The sequence below is a fragment of the Pseudomonas sp. C27(2019) genome (genome assembly GCF_008807395.1).
Taxonomy (GTDB): Bacteria; Pseudomonadota; Gammaproteobacteria; order Pseudomonadales; family Pseudomonadaceae; genus Denitrificimonas.
The window spans coordinates 1,652,714-1,668,578 of sequence record NZ_CP043320.1 but is presented as its reverse complement, the minus strand read 5'-3'; the positions used below and the strand labels follow the sequence as shown (position 1 = coordinate 1,668,578).

The window sequence follows — 15,865 nt, the reverse complement described above, 5'->3', positions numbered from 1 at the left end:
GCCCCTCACAGCGTGCTGAAGAGAGGCGCGTTACTGGCAGTGTATTACAATTAAACTTTAAACTGTCCAAGTTGTTGATTAAGCTCGCTTGCTAACTGATTGAGTTGCTCGCTGGATTGACTCAGGGCGTGAGCCGATTCGTTGCTTGATTGTGACAAGGCTGCAACTTGGGTAACGTTTTGATTGATCTCTTCAGCAGCATGCGATTGTTGAAGCGTTGCACTGGCAATTGATGCGTTGAGGTCATTGATGGTATGCAGTGCATTGCTGATGCTGGCTAGACTCTCCTGTGCTTGCTGTGCTTGTTCAACGGTTGCTTGCGCGGTGTTGCTGCTTTCGTTGATTACGCTAACTGCTGCCTGTGAGTTATTCTGCAGGCTTTCAATCATCGTTTGTACTTCATCAGTGGATTGCTGTGTGCGTTGTGCCAGTAAGCGTACCTCGTCAGCCACCACCGCAAAACCACGGCCTTGTTCACCCGCGCGCGCCGCCTCAATAGCAGCATTAAGCGCCAGTAAGTTGGTTTGTTCAGCGATTGAGCGAATCACATCAAGAACGCGACCCACTTGACTGCTTTCTTCTGCCAGCGTTTGCATGACGTTAACTGCTTGCGCAATGGTTGCTGAAAGCAGGTCAGTTTGGCGCAAGCTGTTATCAATATTGGTTTGACCGGCAACTGCTTGCTCTGTGGCTTGCGACACTTCTGAAGCTGCTTGTTCGGCATGCTTAGCAACATCTTGCACCGCATAGGTAACTTCGTTAATTGCTGTGGCTATTTGCTCAGTTTGTTGTGATTGGTTTTCATTGATATCAAGCGCTTCAGTGGCTTGTAGACCTAAAGCCTCGGCTGATTGTTTAAGGGTTGTGGCGCTACTCAGTAAATGACTAACAGTGCTGCGTAACTTCAGAGCAAAAGTATTGTAGTTCTGACTCAGCTCGGTTATTTCATCCTTGCCATTAACGCTCAGTTCTTGGGTTAAATCACCATCACCGCTGGCAATGTTATGCATGGCTGCTACAACATTTTCTAATGGTGTGACAATGCTGCGCATAATACTAATAATGAATAAGGCAATGAAAACAATAACAAAAAAGCCCATTACACTGACTTTGATCGTGGCTGTGCGAAATTCAGCATGAATATCATCTAAGTACACGCCGGAACCAACCACCCAGTTCCATGGTTTAAACAGTTGTACATAGGATATTTTTTCAACAGGTGCACTGGCGCCAGGCATTGGCCAGCGATAGCTGAAAAAGCCGGAGCCTTGCTGTTTGGCAATGCGCGCAAATTCATTAAAAATCAGTTTGCCATCGGGATCTTTGTAATCGGACAGGTCTTTACCGTCCAAAGCAGGCGACATGGGGTGCATAATCATTGTGGGTGTTAAGTCATTGACAAAGATATAGTCATTGCGGCCATAGCGCAGTTTACTCAGTGCCTTTTTCGCATGTTCTTGCGCTTGGGCAGTGGTCATTTGTCCACTTTTCTCTAGGTCATTAAAATATTCCAGCGTGCCTATTGTGCTTTCCACTATATGTTGGGTTTTTACCGCTTTAGCCGAATGCATTAAATCGTAAGACTGTTTTAGAGCTAAAGCTCCGAAAACAATAAACATGCCAACAGCGATTAAGAAAATAAGCCAAAGACGCTTGCTGATGGATATTTGACGAAGAAACTGCATAGCGGAGCTCCAAGGAAACGAAATCGCATATCTGTGCTGCGATTGCTAGAGGTGTGTTGTGTGCTTATGGGGTTGTATCGGATGCTTAAAGCAAAAATTTAATGTTTTTCAATCCGTTTGTAAAAATGCCAGTTTGACTAAGTTTTCCTTGCTTGCACAACAACTAGAGGTGCAGTGCAAGCGTCTATATCACAGATAGAGTAAGCAGATTTGCTTTATTTAACCATGCGACTAAGAGCTCTATTTCAACCTAAGTTATTCATAAAAAACGATTTTCAGTGAAAAAATAGCCGTTCGAAGGTAAGATGCGCTGCTTTGTTAATAGTAAAAAATTAATAGGGATCTATGGATATTTGGCTCGCTGTACAGGCAATTATTTTAGGTGTGGTGGAGGGCTTAACCGAGTTTCTGCCAGTGTCGAGCACGGGGCACCAGATTATTGTTGCCGATGCAATTGGCTTTGGTGGGCAACGTGCTAAAGCTTTTAATATCATCATCCAATTGGCCGCCATTTTAGCGGTGATGTGGGAGTATCGACGCAAAATCGTTAGCGTTGTCGTTGGCTTGCCGCGAGAAGCTGGGGCACAACGTTTTACCGCAAACCTGCTGGTAGCTTTTTTTCCTGCTGTGGTTTTGGGTTTAAGTTTTGCTGACTTGATCGAGCAATGGTTGTTTAACCCCGTTACTGTTGCGACCGCGTTGGTGGTAGGCGGAGTGGTGATGTTATGGGCTGAAAAGCGCACACACAGCATTGCGGCAGACACCGTAGACGATATGAATTGGAAGCAGGCCTTAAAGATTGGTTGTGCACAATGCTTAGCCTTGGTGCCGGGCACTTCGCGCTCAGCCTCGACCATTATTGGCGGTTTGTTTTTTGGCTTGTCACGCAAAGCTGCAACTGAGTTTTCTTTCTTTTTAGCGATGCCAACCATGGTTGGTGCTGCAGTCTATTCCATGTATAAACACCGCGAACTGTTTGCCAGCGGAGACGACTTGCCGGTGTTTGCGCTAGGTTTCGTGACATCTTTTATATTTGCGATGCTGGCGGTGCGTGCGCTGCTGAAGTTTATTGCCAATAACAGTTATGCGGTTTTTGCTTGGTATCGGATTGTCTTTGGCTTGTTGATCTTAGCCACTTGGCAGTTAGGCTTTATTGACTGGGCATCGGCAGGGGAGTAGGCGCGCGGCAACGGCATCTTTACAGTGTTTAACTAAAGCATATGGCCCAATGATGTATATGCTTTTGTTGAGTTAAGAGGCTTGACAGCAAATGGACTTCAAACGTAAGTTTAAAACATTTATCTAGAGTGAAGTATGCATGGCTCAGTCAGACACAGTAGAGCGAATTTTAGATGTTGCAGAGATTCTGTTTGCTGAGAAAGGCTTTGCAGAAACATCGTTGCGCCTGATTACTAGCAAAGCCCAGGTGAATTTGGCAGCAGTGAACTATCATTTTGGTTCAAAGAAATCCTTGATCCAAGCGGTTTTCTCAAGATTTTTGGGGCCCTTATGCGCCAGCTTGGATGAAGAGCTCGATCGGCGTTCAGGTGCTGATCAGCCGCCGTGGACCGTTGAGTTATTGCTGGATGTGTTGGTGCAGCAAACCCTTGCCGTCAAACCCCGTAGCGGTAATGATTTGTCCATTTTTATGCGCTTGCTCGGCCTTGCTTTCAGTCAGAGTCAGGGGCATTTGCGTCGCTATTTAAACGATATGTACGGCAAGGTGTTTCACCGTTATATGCTGCTATTGCATAAGGCTGCACCTGAAGTACAGCCCATTGAGCTGTTTTGGCGTGTGCATTTTATGATTGGTGCGGCGGCATTTAGCATGTCAGGTATTAAAGCACTGCGCGCCATTGCTGAAACTGAATATCAGGTGCATATGAACACTGAACAAGTGCTGCGCTTGATGGTCCCATTTTTAGCTGCAGGCTTGCGTGCAGACGGTGTTATAGACGCAGTCGGTATGCAGCCTGTGATTAAAAAATAGCCCGTTAATTTTAAGCACGTGTGGTGAAACAATGATTGATTATCTGCATGTGTCGATTGCAGAGCAGCGTCTGTATGCGTTCTCTAAGGGCCAGTGGCAGGCAACCTATACAATATCCACTGCATTAAATGGTCCTGGTGAGCAAAATAACTCGGGTTGCACGCCACGCGGCTTGCACTATATCAGAGCAAAAATAGGTGCTGACTTGCCGGCCATGGCGGTATTGCGTGGGCGGCGCTGGACCGGTGAAATCTGGTCACCTGAGCTTGATCAAGCCTACCCACAGCGTGACTGGATTTTAAGCCGAATTTTATGGCTCAGCGGCTGTGAGCTGGGGCGCAATCGTTTAGGCCAAAGTGATACGTTTCGACGTTATATTTATATCCATGGCACGGCTGAAGAGTCACGCCTTGGTCAACCCTATTCGCATGGTTGTATCCGCATGGCCAATCACGACATTATTGAACTCTTTGCCCAGCTTATTGATGCCTGTCCTGTTGCAATCAGTGAGCATGCAACAGCGGCGCAGATATTACAGACACAGGTTAAGGACACTCCATGCAAGGCTCATTAATGCTGGATATTGGCGGCACCTATTTAACCGCTGAGGATCGCCACCTGCTACGTCAACCGCAAGTTTGCGGGGTAATTTTATTTGCACGCAATATCGAGCATCCAGGTCAAGTGCGTGAACTGTGCCGTGCTATTCGCGAGGTGCGCAATGATCTACTGATTGCTGTTGATCAAGAAGGTGGCCGCGTGCAGCGCCTGCGCCAAGGTTTTGTTGCCTTACCAGCGATGGGTTTGTTGCAAACCGCAGGTAATCCTGAGCAGGTTGCGCGTGAGTGCGGTTGGTTGATGGCCTGGGAAGTGTTGGCGATGGGTATCGACTTTAGTTTTGCGCCTGTTTTAGATTTAGATTATGGCCGCAGTGCGGTGATTGGTTTGCGTTCCTTTGGCGGTGATGTCGATACTGTCAATACGCTCGCGGGCGCGTTTCTACAGGGCATGCAAGCCGCTGGAATGCCGGCAGTGGGTAAGCACTTTCCTGGGCATGGCTGGGTGACAGCAGACTCACATGTCGCCATTCCTGTGGATGAGCGCAGCTTAGCTGATATTCAGCAAGCGGATTTAATCCCTTTTAAACACTTACAGCACGCGCTCGCTGGCTTGATGCCTGCGCATGTCATTTACCCACAAGTTGATACTGCACCTGCGGGCTTTTCCAAAGTTTGGCTACAAGATATTTTACGCCAGCAGCTTAATTATCCTGGCGTCTTGTTTAGTGATGACTTATCGATGGCGGGTGCGCATGTCGCAGGTGATGCCGCACAACGTCTGCTGGCGGCCCTTAACGCAGGCTGTAATGTTGGGTTAATATGCAACGATCGAGGTGCTGCAGAACAGGCATTGAGTGCATTGCAAGCAGAGAATATTGCCCCCTGTGCTGATTTATCTGCTATGTATGGACGCTATATTTCGCAGCATGATTTTCAGCAGCATCCGCGCTGGCAATCAGCAAGACACATACTGAAAACACTGACAAGCAACGGATAAGAGGTGGTCAATGAATAAATACGCGATTATTGGTGGCACTGGATTAACCCAGCTGGAAGGACTGACGATTCGCGATGCGATGTTTATTGACACCCCTTATGGCGCACCTTCCGCTGATATTTTGCGCGGATCATACGCCGGACGTGAAGTTTTATTTTTAGCCCGTCATGGTCATCCACACCGTATTCCGCCGCACGAGGTGAATTATCGGGCTAATTTGTGGGCACTGCGCCAAGCCGGTGCAAATGCAGTTTTAGCGATCAATGCGGTCGGCGGGATTACCGAAAACTTAAAAACCGGTTGTTTTTGTATTCCTGATCAGATCATTGATTACACCTCTGGCCGTCAACATACCCTGTATGAAGGTGAGCTGGATCACGTGACGCATGTTGATTTTAGCTACCCCTATGATGCTGAGTTGCGTCGCCGCTTAATTGCTGCGGTTGCGGCCAGTGGTTACAGCTGCAACAACCATGGTGTTTATGGCTGCACGCAAGGACCGCGCTTAGAAACTGCTGCGGAAATTAAGCGTATGGAGCGTGATGGCTGTGATGTGGTGGGGATGACGGGCATGCCAGAAACTGTTTTGGCGCGTGAGCTGGGCTTGAGATACGCCTGCTTAGCCTTAGTGGTCAACCCTGCTGCTGGCAAGTCATCAGGTGTGATTACCATGGCGCAAATTGACGCAGCACTGAATGCTGGGATGTCAAAAGTGAAAATCATTTTAGCGCGCATGCTCAGTCAGGCTTAACCGCTGCGCTCCTACAGATGCCTAGATTGTAGGGCGGGCATTTATGCCCGCGAGATCAGAAGCCGTGGGCATAAATGCCCACCCTACGCGTATTTGTGTGGGTGTGGAGCGGCTCTACCTGCGGCTAGCGATGCTCACCAACGTGATAACGCTGCCATGCAGCTGTGAAAACTGTCCCTCTAGTTGACTGCCTGCAGGCCAATCCCTTGATAAATCTTTAGCTAAACGCAAGCGCGCATGACCGCTATCGGCAACGTTTAAGTCCAATACCTGTGCGTCATGAAAACTAAAGTAGCGAGCGGTCAGCGGGTTCAGTGCTTTAAACAAGCTCTCTTTAAATGAAAAAACCACTGTTAAGTACATGGCCTGCTGCCCACTGTTTAACAGTGCGTATGTGTCGTGCTCAGCCGTGGTTAAAATGTTTTTTGCTAAGCGCTGTGCGCGCTTGGGGCTGAGAGGTTTTTCTATATCTATGCCGAGTCCTTGCCAAGTATGGCTATCACCCACCAGCGCTGCCGCAAGACTGTGGCTGTGAGACATTGAGCCGCAACTCTGTGCTGGCCAGAGCGGAATACGGCTGTTTTCTTGTTGAGTAGGTAGGCTGGCAAGGCCGGTTTGGATGTGCAAGGCCTTGCGCGCACACAGGCGTGCGGCTAAAAACTCGGCTTGGCGCTTGCTGGTTGCTTTGGGCAGATCAATTGCGCAGTCAGCCACCAATTCAGGCGTCAGTGCATCTTGATTAAAGCAAGCGGATACCAGGGTGCAGTTTGGCAGAGCGGTCACAAAGGGCCAGTGCTGCTGTAATTGGCTCAAAAAATCTACAGGCATGTCAGTTTGAGTCGTCAGGTGCAGCACTTGCAGGGCTGCTTGGATAAATAAAGAGTTATAACACTAGAATAAATTTAGCGTTGCAGTTATAAGTAGCAGATTATTTTAAGGCTTATGTGCACAGACTGCCGAGGTATTTATGAAACTACAACAATTGCGCTATATCTGGGAAGTATCACGAAATGGGCTTAACGTATCAGCCACGGCACAAGCCCTTTATACATCGCAGCCGGGCATAAGCAAACAAATACGTTTACTCGAGGATGAATTGGGGGTGGAGATTTTTGCCCGCAGTGGTAAACACTTAACTCGAGTGACGGCTGCCGGTGAGCGCATTATCAAAATGTCGGGCGAAATATTGCGCAAATGTGAAAATATTAAGCAGGTTGGCCAAGAGTTCTCCAATGAACGGGTAGGGACTTTATCGATTGCCACCACGCACACCCAAGCGCGTTATGCGTTGCCGACAGTGATTAGCAGCTTTATGCAGGAATACCCAGATGTCGCTTTGCATATGCACCAAGGCACACCAACGCAAATTGCTGAGATGGCAGCCGATGGCACTGTTGATTTTGCCATTGCCACAGAAGGTATGGAGCAGTTTGGCGATCTGATTATGATGCCCTGTTACCGCTGGAACCGTTGTGTAGTTGTACCTAAAGACCATCCGCTGACCACTGTGCCCAAGCTCACACTGCAGGCTTTGGCAGAGTTTCCTATTGTTACTTATGTATTTGGATTTACTGGTCGTTCAAAGCTAGATGAAGCCTTTAATCAAGTTGATCTAGAGCCCAAGGTGATCTTTACTGCCGCTGATGCTGACGTCATTAAAACCTATGTACGCCTAGGTTTGGGCGTGGGTATTGTCGCTGGCATGGCGGTTGATGAGTTACAAGATCAAGATTTAGTGGCGCTGGATGCCAGCCATTTATTTGAGTCAAGTGTGACTAAAATTGGCTTTCGTCGCGGTACTTTCTTGCGCGGTTTTATGAGTGATTTTATTGAGCGTTTTGCTCCGCATTTGGATCGCGAAGTACAAGGCAAAGTGATTCAGGCGCGTAGCAAAGATGAAATTGAAGAATTATTTAAGAATATTGAGCTACCAGTATATTAAACAGCATAAGTCAGTTGTCGGCTGTTAGTGACACGCTTGTCCAGCAAGGATGTCAGGAACTTAGCGTTGCATACCGTATAATGACCGCAGATTTAACATTACATTTTGAGGGATAGCATGACTGATTACCGTGAAACGCTACATGGGCATTATGGGCAGTTTTTTAAGATTGATAAAATGCTGCATGAGGTACGCACCGAGCATCAGCATTTAGTTATTTTTGAAAATGCCAAAATGGGGCGAGTGATGGCCCTTGATGGTGCAATTCAAACCACTGAAGCCGACGAGTTTATTTACCATGAGATGCTCACACATGTACCTATTTTAGCGCACGGTGCTGTACGCAATGTGTTGATTATTGGTGGCGGTGATGGCGGTATGTTGCGTGAAGTCTGTCGTCATGCTGATGTTGAACGCATCACCATGGTGGAGATTGACCAGTCTGTGGTGGATATGTGTAAAGAGTATTTACCCAAGCATTCCAACGGCGCTTATGATGATCCGCGCGTTAATTTAGTGATTGATGATGGCATGCGCTTTATTGCCAACTGCACTGAGACATTTGATGTCATTATCAGTGACTGTCCAGACCCAACCGGTCCTGCTGAAGTTTTGTTCTCAGAAGGCTTTTATCAAGCCTGTCACCGCTGCTTAAGCGATGATGGTATTTTTGTAGCACAAAACGGCACGCCATTTTTGCAAATTGAAGAAGTCAAAACGACCGCTAAAAATATCCAAGATTTATTTGCTGACTGGCATTTTTATCATGCAGCAGTGCCGACGTACATCGGTGGCAGTATGACCTTTGCTTGGGCAGCTAAAAACCAGCAAACACGTCAAATCAGTTTAGAGACCTTGCGCAAGCGCTTTGCTGATACCGGTATTGCCACAGGCTACTACAATGCTGATATACACCAAGCTGCATTTGCTTTGCCGCAGTATGTGCTGCAAGCCATAGGCAAAATAACAAACGATTAGAAAAACCGCCGTAAAGCCTCGCCGGTAAAGGGCAGGCGCGCGAAGCATTTCTGAGCGAATTGCAGACTGTAAAACAAGAAACATCGCCCGTTAAGGGCGGTGCGTCGTCACTATGTTCTGCTGATGTGCAGCTGATATTGGACGATTGCGTGGCTGGCTACCCAGCAGTGGATACTTGGCTGTTGTTTGCCAATAGCACACAAAGCCCCGCAGGCTAACTGCGGGGCGCTGTCAAAGGCTGATACGCGGCGTGATATCTAAGCGAATCGGGCTGCCTAGGCGTTCTTCAAGTTGTTTTTTTAATGCAACAAAATCAGCGTGGGTAATTTCTGAGCTTGAGCTGACTTCAAGTTGTATATAGATGTCTGCACTGCGAATCTGCACGTGCAGTACATTTAAGTACAGACTTTTCTCGTGGATACTTAATGAAAGCGCATCAACCTGTTGTTCTACCTGCCAAGTGCTGTACATGCTTTGGAATGACCAAGTGAGTGGCACGGCAATGGCTAGCATCAACAGTAAAGATAAAGTTAGGCCACGGCGTGCTTTAACAATGGGTGCATAGCCTAGAACTAAAAAAGTCAGGGCCGCAGCGAGGGCAATGCCGACTAAGTTGGTCAAAAAGAGCAGGGTAGCACCACTGATCACTTGCCAATCCCACCAGCCAATACCGATACCGGCAACACACAGCGGTGGCACCAAAGCCACGGCAATGGCCACGCCAGGCATGCTTTTCATAATACTTTCTCGAGCATGCGCATAAGCGCCGGCCATACCAGAAAAGATCGCCACACCCAGGTCGAGTAGGTTGGGGTGCAGACGCGCAGTCATTTCTGGCGTTACTCGCGTGATCGGAATAATCAAGGCCAGTATTGCCGCCATACCCATCGCTAAGCCAACACCAATGGCAATGGTGGTTAGGGACTGTTTCAGCAGAGTTTGATCGTTGCGCAACAGTGCCATGGATAAAGACACAATGGGTAACATCAGGGGTGCAAGCACCATGGCGCCGATAATCACCGCGGGGCTGGATAAGAATAGACCTAAGCTGGCTACCAAGCTGCTAAGCATCATCAATGAGATAAAGCTGCTGTGGGTTTGCGCATTCTCGCGCAGTTGCATAAACAGCTCTTTAAAGTCCTCTTCGAGGGCGTGGGTAAAGAGCGGTAAGCGCTGCTGAATCATATCTAGACGCTGCTCGCCGAGCGGTAGGTTTTCGAGCTTTAACGTATCCTTGCCGCCGCGCCGGTCGCTTTGGCCTGCATAGTAGGCGTCAGGTAAGTTAACTCGCACCGCTTCAGGGTGGATCTGCAGCTCGATGCTCTTGGCTTCTCGCTTAGCGCTGTCAAGGTAGTAGGTCAGTGGTTGCGTGCTGTCCAAGCGCAAATAGCTGCTACGCACATAGCTCATGGAGTCCGGCAAGCGGCTGACGTGCTTGTCAGCGCTAAACAGTGCTTTGATTAAAAAGCTGAGGTATTGGCTGACTGATTTTGGGGCAATCAGTAAGGTGGATAACTTACTGTCTTGTACACAAATTCGCGTATTAATTAAGCGTGCAGCAGCATTATTGACGTTGTTCTCAATCGCCACTAAGCCGGTGATTGCAGTTTTGGCGCTGTACTCATTGCCAATGGATAAGGTAATAGCAAAGGGTTGAATAGCGAATAGGTTGCGCACGCTGTTCCATAGCATCGCTATTAAATAGAATAAGCGGTGTGTTTTTGATTCGGAGCGCCGGCGGTAAATACGACTTCTTTGGTCCAAGAATGGGGTTTGGCCGAGCATAATCGAACCTAACACTACCTCATCATTGCAATGCAGTATATCAATGGCTTTGCTAGGTTCAGAAAAAGCCAGCTCAATGTGTTTTTCTAGTTTGCCAGTGAGCATAAACCATTCACGCAGACGTATTTGCTGGTGATCAACGGGGATAATACCAAGACTAAAACCCATGGATTGGGCCAGCTCAATGCGTTTAGCAAAATCTGCATCGGAGCACAGCGCGACAACATGCTGAGCAAAATCAAGGGGCTGCCCAGGATGCGCCAGAAAAGCGCTGACAGACATCTGTGACAGCTCAATGCTATTGGCCTTGGCGAAGTCAACAACAGCCTGTACGCGCGGATTATCAGCGTCGTCATAGATAAATACAGCCTTACTGCACAGCATCCGTACTCTCCTAAACAGGTTGCGATTAAAAAAGCCGGATTTTAATCCGGCTTTTAGTTACGACATATAATTACAACTTAAACTGGGAATAGCTCGCTCAACTTCATGGCTAACATCATGTCGCCTTCAGTGCGCAGCTTGCCACCCATAAATGCTTGCATGCCGTCAGTTTCACCGGTTGCAATGCCTTTAAAGGTTTCGCTGTCCATGATCAAAGTAACGTTGGCATCGTCATTGTCGCCAGACTGTACGTCACAGGTGCCGTCTTTAACAACAACATAGTAGTTTTCAGCATCTTCGATGTTGAATTGGAAGACTAAATCTAAGCCAGCAGCGGCATCAGCATTAAATTTAGCGGTTAGAGTTTTAATGATCTCAGCGGTAGAAGACATAATAGATCCTTTTTAAGGTTTTTGTGCGGTTGATGCCGCGTGATATTAAAAACTCAACGGTAAGTGATGAGTTTTTTGTTCTTTAACAAGTCAAGATGAGCATGACTGTTAAAAGAAGTCAGTATGACTGAGTCGTTGCGAAACTTTAAACGACTCAGTGACGTGTTTACGATTTGCCAGTTAAGCTCAAAAGCATTGCGTGCTGGGATACCAGCAAGCAAATGCAAGCACGCAGTGATGGTACCACCAGAGGTGAAAATACCGATGTGGTCATTGGCTCCAGCGCTATTAAGTACGCGTTGCAAACCTGCGTCAACGGTTTGGGTAAATGTTGACCAGCGCAAATGGTCTGGAATGTCATCAGTTTCAGTCGCCCAGCGCTGCATAATCATAGAAAATAAGCGTTGAAATTCTGCTTTATCCTGAAGAGGGTTGCGTAAACTTTCAGTGGCGTGAGGTTCTTGGTCGAGCATTTTGGGTACAAGCAAACGAATAATATTGTCGACATCGATCTCATTAAAAGCGCTATCAATCGTTAAAGGCGGCGCAGTTAAGTTTGCATGAGAAAAGCGCGCTAGTGCAGCTAAGGCAGTATCTTTTTGGCGCAGCATATCGCCACTGAAGCACGCGTTAAGGGTTACACCTGTAGCGATTAAATGGTCGCCGAGGATTTCTGCCTGCTGCACGCCAAGTGGTGAAAGAACATCGTAGTCATCCGCACCAAAAGACGCTTGGCCATGTCGAATTAAATAAATGCTACCCAATGCAATAAACACCTGTAGATATGTCAGCGCTCGAGGTTATTGCGAACGAGCGAAGCTGTCAAATGAATTTCATACGATTGTTTGAAATATGCCTCGATGCTAGCGCTTCAGGGTATACGCATATCCGGCAAACTTAGGCAGATGTATTTAGTTTCTGGTAAGACTGCAATAATGCACGCTACAGTCATTTATTTATTGGCGTTAGCATTGCCAAGCTTCTAGGTAATCGGTATGAAGCGATGCGTTTGCTCATGTAAGATACAAATTATTATCGTTTAAGGAGTTTGCAGTGGATTTTCTACTTGAATATGCTGGTTTTTTAGCGCGAGCGGTCACGGTTTTACTGGTGGTTGTGGTTATTTTGTCAGCAGCAACGGCCATGCGTTCGCGCGGTCGCACACGCAGTGGTGAGCTGACTGTTAGTAGTCTCAATGAGTTTTATTCAGATTTAAAAGATAGTATTGAGCACAGCGTGCTTAATAAAGCACAACTCAAAGCATTAAAAAAAAGCAAAAAAGCTAAGCAGCAGCAAGAGAAGAAAAGTGGTACTGAAAAAAAACGTATTTATGTCTTAGATTTTGATGGTGATATCAAAGCCTCTGCTGTAGACAGTTTACGCCATGAGATTACCGCGCTACTGGCTGTGGCTAGGCCAACTGATGAAGTGGTTTTACGCTTGGAAAGTGGCGGTGGCATGGTGCACAGTTATGGCCTAGCAGCCTCACAGTTGGCGCGTATTCGTGATGCTAAAATCCCGCTAACGGTTTGTGTGGATAAAGTGGCAGCCAGTGGCGGTTATATGATGGCTTGTATTGGCGATAAAATTCTAAGTGCACCTTTTGCTGTGCTTGGCTCGATTGGAGTGGTTGCACAGTTGCCCAATATTCATCGACTATTAAAGAAAAACAATATCGATGTTGAGGTTTTAACTGCAGGGGAGCACAAGCGCACGCTGACCATTCTCGGTGAAAATACTGAACAGGGGCGCGCGAAGTTTTTAGAGGACTTGCAAACCACCCATGATCTGTTCAAGCAGTTTGTTGTGCAGTATCGGCCGCAACTTGATATTAATTCGGTCGCCACTGGTGAAGTGTGGTTAGGTACTGATGCGCAACAGCAGCAGTTGGTCGATCAGCTACAAACCAGTGATGAGTATTTGTCTGCGTGTGCTGCAAACGCTGATTTATACGCATTGGAGTTCGTACAAAAGAAAAGCCTGCAAGAGCGCGTTGGTTTAACTGCAGGCGCTGCTGCAGAGCACATTGCTGATAAAGGCTGGGAGCGCCTGCAACGCCGTTTTTTAGGCTAATACATCATGCACGAGTAAACGCTGAGGATAGACAATGAGTACATATCAAGCATTATGGGTCACTGAGACACCGCATTTTCAACAAAAAGTAATTGAGCGCTCGCTTGATGATTTACCAGAGGGTGACGTACTGATTAAAGTGCATTACTCATCGTTAAATTATAAAGATGCACTGTCGGCAACCGGCAACCGAGGTGTCACGCGTCAGTTTCCGCATACGCCCGGCATTGATGCGGCAGGCGTGGTTGCACATTCAAGCGACCCAGAATTTGCTGCAGGCGATGAAGTGATTGTCACCGGCTACGATTTGGGCATGAATACCTTCGGTGGTTTAGCACAATATATTCGTGTGCCGGCTAACTGGGTGATTAAGCGTCCAGCGGGTTTGTCGCTGCGTGAGTCGATGATTTTAGGCACGGCAGGATTAACCGCAGCGTTGTGTGTCGATAAACTATTGGATGCGGGGCTCACTGCCGATGCTGGGCCCGTACTGGTCACTGGTGCGACTGGCGGTGTTGGCTCAGTTGCTGTGGTGCTATTGAATCAGTTGGGTTTTCAGGTTACAGCAGCCACTGGTAAGGCTGAGCAAGCTGATTTTTTGCATCAGTTAGGTGCGCAAACGGTGATTTCTCGTGAAGAGCTAACAGCAGGAGCGGATAAAGCATTGCTGAAGCCGCGGTGGGCAGGTGTGGTTGATACCGTTGGTGGCGATATTTTATTCAATGCTGTTAAAGCGTTGCAGTACGGTGCCAGCGCTGCCTGTTGTGGGCTTACCGCGGGTATTGACTTTAAAGCCAGTGTTTTGCCGTTTATTTTACGCGGTGTCAATCTGCTCGGCGTTGATTCGGTTGAACTGCCTTTGCTTCATAAAGCATCGATGTGGGATAAGCTGTCTTTGCAATGGAAGCTTGATTTAGAAAGTTTGGTTAAGGAAATCAGTTTAAAAGATGTGCCTAATGCCATTGCGACTATGTTGGCCAGCCAGCAAGCGGGACGCACTTTAGTGCGCATTGACTGAGCTGCTGTAAAGATGAATCCATTGTAAATAAAAACGGCCACGCAATTAAATTGCAGTGGCCGTTTCTACAAGCGCTCGCTAAATTACTTGGTGTGGCGTTTCAGCACTAAGGTGGCGTTGGTGCCGCCAAAACCAAAGCTGTTGCTCATTACTGTGTTTAGCGTGACGTTCTCTTGAGTTTTCTCAACGATAGGTAGGCCTTTGGCTTCTTCGTCAAGCTCATCAATATTGACTGAACCAGCAATAAAGTTGCCTTCCATCATCAGCAGCGAGTAGATGGTTTCTTGCACGCCAGCGGCGCCCAGCGAGTGACCTGACAAGCTTTTAGTTGAGCTGATAGAGGGTGCCTTGTCGGCAAACACTTCACGCACAGCGCGAATTTCAGCAACGTCACCAACAGGTGTTGATGTGCCGTGGGTGTTGAGGTAGTCGATGGGCGTGTCAACAGTGGCTAAGGCTTGCTGCATGCAGCGAACTGCGCCTTCACCGCTCGGTGCGACCATGTCGTAACCGTCAGATGTTGCGCCGTAGCCGACGATTTCAGCATAGATTTTTGCACCACGTTTAAGCGCATGTTCGAGTTCTTCGACCACGACCATGCCGCCACCGCCAGCAATCACAAAACCATCACGCTTGCTATCGTAAGCACGCGAGGCTTTTTCTGGGCTGTCGTTGTACTGTGTGGACAGCGCGCCCATCGCATCAAATAGGCAGCTTTGGCTCCAGTGCTCTTCTTCACCGCCACCGGCAAAAACAATATCTTGCTTGCCCAGCTGGATCTGCTCAAGCGCTTGGCCAATGCAGTGTGCGCTGGTCGCACATGCAGAGGACACTGAATAGTTGACACCTTTAATTTGGAACGGTGTAGCTAGGCACGCCGATACAGTACTACCCATGGTACGGGTGACGCGGTATGGGCCAATACGCTTGACGCCTTTCTCGCGCAGGGTATCAATGGCTTCCATTTGGTTTAGGGTGGATGCACCACCTGAACCAGCAATTAAACCTGTACGCGGGTTAGAGACGTCCTCAGGGCTGAGGCCACTGTCTTCAATGGCCTGCTGCATGGCCAAATAGGTAAATGCAGCTGCTTGGCCCATAAAGCGAAACACTTTGCGGTCGATTAGCGCTTCGAGATCAATATCAACAGTACCTGAAACCTGGCTGCGTAAGCCCATTTCAGCGTAAGACGGGTTAAAACGAATACCGCTATTACCTGCGCGTAAATTGGCAGATACGGTTTCTTTGTCGTTACCTAGGCAAGAAACAATGCCCATTCCAGTGATTACAGCGCGACGCATACTGGTCAT

Annotated in this window: 15 protein-coding genes; 9 read left to right on the top strand and 6 right to left on the bottom strand. The window is 47.8% G+C overall.

Going from position 1 to position 15,865, the window contains the following annotated elements:
* Window positions 1-50: 50 nt before the first annotated feature.
* The gene (locus tag FXF61_RS07545) at window positions 51-1,685 is read right to left on the bottom strand and encodes a methyl-accepting chemotaxis protein (RefSeq protein WP_151184693.1); all 1,635 of its coding nucleotides are present in this window, start codon (window positions 1,683-1,685) and stop codon (window positions 51-53) included.
* A 345-nt stretch (window positions 1,686-2,030) separates the two neighbouring features.
* Between FXF61_RS07545 and FXF61_RS07540 the strand changes: the two genes are divergently transcribed.
* The 5 genes from FXF61_RS07540 (at window position 2,031) to FXF61_RS07520 (ending at window position 5,983) form a co-directional block, all read left to right on the top strand.
* Window positions 2,031-2,864 carry an undecaprenyl-diphosphate phosphatase gene (locus FXF61_RS07540; protein ID WP_151184692.1) on the top strand — a complete coding sequence of 278 codons (834 nt, stop codon included), beginning with the start codon at window positions 2,031-2,033 and terminating at the stop codon, window positions 2,862-2,864.
* A 139-nt stretch (window positions 2,865-3,003) separates the two neighbouring features.
* Window positions 3,004-3,675, top strand: coding sequence for a TetR/AcrR family transcriptional regulator (locus FXF61_RS07535; RefSeq protein WP_151184691.1), 672 nt, complete (start codon window positions 3,004-3,006; stop codon window positions 3,673-3,675).
* 31 nt (window positions 3,676-3,706) lie between these two features.
* A complete protein-coding gene (locus FXF61_RS07530; protein WP_151184690.1) occupies window positions 3,707-4,249 on the top strand; it encodes a L,D-transpeptidase in 543 nt (180 codons plus the stop codon).
* Window positions 4,234-5,232: a beta-N-acetylhexosaminidase gene (nagZ, locus tag FXF61_RS07525; protein ID WP_151184689.1), complete on the top strand. Its 999-nt coding sequence runs from the start codon at window positions 4,234-4,236 to the stop codon at window positions 5,230-5,232. Before FXF61_RS07530 ends, nagZ begins: the two co-directional genes overlap by 16 nt.
* A 10-nt stretch (window positions 5,233-5,242) precedes the next feature.
* A complete protein-coding gene (locus FXF61_RS07520) occupies window positions 5,243-5,983 on the top strand; it encodes an S-methyl-5'-thioinosine phosphorylase (protein ID WP_151184688.1) in 741 nt (246 codons plus the stop codon).
* A gap of 114 nt (window positions 5,984-6,097) precedes the next feature.
* Here the strand turns inward: FXF61_RS07520 and FXF61_RS07515 are convergent, their stop codons facing one another.
* Entirely contained in the window at window positions 6,098-6,811 is a 714-nt protein-coding gene (locus FXF61_RS07515; RefSeq protein ID WP_151184687.1) for a 4'-phosphopantetheinyl transferase, read from the bottom strand.
* Window positions 6,812-6,950: 139 nt separating this feature from the next.
* Here FXF61_RS07515 and cysB point away from each other — a divergent pair, with 139 nt between their 5' ends.
* Window positions 6,951-7,925 (top strand): HTH-type transcriptional regulator CysB, encoded by a 975-nt coding sequence (gene cysB / locus FXF61_RS07510; protein ID WP_151184686.1) that lies wholly within the window; start codon window positions 6,951-6,953, stop codon window positions 7,923-7,925.
* Window positions 7,926-8,042: 117 nt separating this feature from the next.
* Window positions 8,043-8,903 carry a polyamine aminopropyltransferase gene (speE, locus tag FXF61_RS07505; RefSeq protein ID WP_151184685.1) on the top strand — a complete coding sequence of 287 codons (861 nt, stop codon included), beginning with the start codon at window positions 8,043-8,045 and terminating at the stop codon, window positions 8,901-8,903.
* Between the two features lie 231 nt (window positions 8,904-9,134).
* On the opposite strand, the gene FXF61_RS07500 is transcribed toward speE, so the two are convergent.
* From FXF61_RS07500 to FXF61_RS07490, 3 genes are all read right to left on the bottom strand, one after another.
* Window positions 9,135-11,072 (bottom strand): DUF389 domain-containing protein, encoded by a 1,938-nt coding sequence (locus FXF61_RS07500; protein ID WP_151184684.1) that lies wholly within the window; start codon window positions 11,070-11,072, stop codon window positions 9,135-9,137.
* A 77-nt stretch (window positions 11,073-11,149) separates the two neighbouring features.
* Window positions 11,150-11,464 carry an SCP2 sterol-binding domain-containing protein gene (locus tag FXF61_RS07495; RefSeq protein WP_151184683.1) on the bottom strand — a complete coding sequence of 105 codons (315 nt, stop codon included), beginning with the start codon at window positions 11,462-11,464 and terminating at the stop codon, window positions 11,150-11,152.
* 53 nt (window positions 11,465-11,517) lie between these two features.
* Window positions 11,518-12,228, bottom strand: coding sequence for a histidine phosphatase family protein (locus FXF61_RS07490; RefSeq protein WP_151184682.1), 711 nt, complete (start codon window positions 12,226-12,228; stop codon window positions 11,518-11,520).
* A gap of 289 nt (window positions 12,229-12,517) precedes the next feature.
* On the opposite strand from FXF61_RS07490, the gene sohB reads away from it, so the two are divergent.
* On the top strand, window positions 12,518-13,537 hold the full coding sequence (gene sohB / locus FXF61_RS07485) for a protease SohB (RefSeq protein WP_151184681.1): 1,020 nt from the start codon (window positions 12,518-12,520) through the stop codon (window positions 13,535-13,537).
* 34 nt (window positions 13,538-13,571) lie between these two features.
* A complete protein-coding gene (locus FXF61_RS07480; protein WP_151184680.1) occupies window positions 13,572-14,555 on the top strand; it encodes a YhdH/YhfP family quinone oxidoreductase in 984 nt (327 codons plus the stop codon).
* An 83-nt stretch (window positions 14,556-14,638) separates the two neighbouring features.
* Here the strand turns inward: FXF61_RS07480 and fabB are convergent, their stop codons facing one another.
* Complete coding sequence (fabB, locus tag FXF61_RS07475; RefSeq protein WP_151184679.1) at window positions 14,639-15,856, bottom strand: beta-ketoacyl-ACP synthase I; 1,218 nt, start codon at window positions 15,854-15,856, stop codon at window positions 14,639-14,641.
* Window positions 15,857-15,865 lie beyond the last annotated feature (9 nt).

Bases quoted from the DNA above. Each gene is read 5' to 3' on its own strand.
- FXF61_RS07545 (WP_151184693.1), bottom strand. From the start codon at position 1,685: ATGCAGTTTCTTCGTCAAATATCCATCAGCAAGCGTCTTTGGCTTATT.
- FXF61_RS07540 (WP_151184692.1), top strand. From the start codon at position 2,031: ATGGATATTTGGCTCGCTGTACAGGCAATTATTTTAGGTGTGGTGGAG.
- FXF61_RS07535 (WP_151184691.1), top strand. From the start codon at position 3,004: ATGGCTCAGTCAGACACAGTAGAGCGAATTTTAGATGTTGCAGAGATT.
- FXF61_RS07530 (WP_151184690.1), top strand. From the start codon at position 3,707: ATGATTGATTATCTGCATGTGTCGATTGCAGAGCAGCGTCTGTATGCG.
- nagZ (WP_151184689.1), top strand. From the start codon at position 4,234: ATGCAAGGCTCATTAATGCTGGATATTGGCGGCACCTATTTAACCGCT.
- FXF61_RS07520 (WP_151184688.1), top strand. From the start codon at position 5,243: ATGAATAAATACGCGATTATTGGTGGCACTGGATTAACCCAGCTGGAA.
- FXF61_RS07515 (WP_151184687.1), bottom strand. From the start codon at position 6,811: ATGCCTGTAGATTTTTTGAGCCAATTACAGCAGCACTGGCCCTTTGTG.
- cysB (WP_151184686.1), top strand. From the start codon at position 6,951: ATGAAACTACAACAATTGCGCTATATCTGGGAAGTATCACGAAATGGG.
- speE (WP_151184685.1), top strand. From the start codon at position 8,043: ATGACTGATTACCGTGAAACGCTACATGGGCATTATGGGCAGTTTTTT.
- FXF61_RS07500 (WP_151184684.1), bottom strand. From the start codon at position 11,072: ATGCTGTGCAGTAAGGCTGTATTTATCTATGACGACGCTGATAATCCG.
- FXF61_RS07495 (WP_151184683.1), bottom strand. From the start codon at position 11,464: ATGTCTTCTACCGCTGAGATCATTAAAACTCTAACCGCTAAATTTAAT.
- FXF61_RS07480 (WP_151184680.1), top strand. From the start codon at position 13,572: ATGAGTACATATCAAGCATTATGGGTCACTGAGACACCGCATTTTCAA.
- fabB (WP_151184679.1), bottom strand. From the start codon at position 15,856: ATGCGTCGCGCTGTAATCACTGGAATGGGCATTGTTTCTTGCCTAGGT.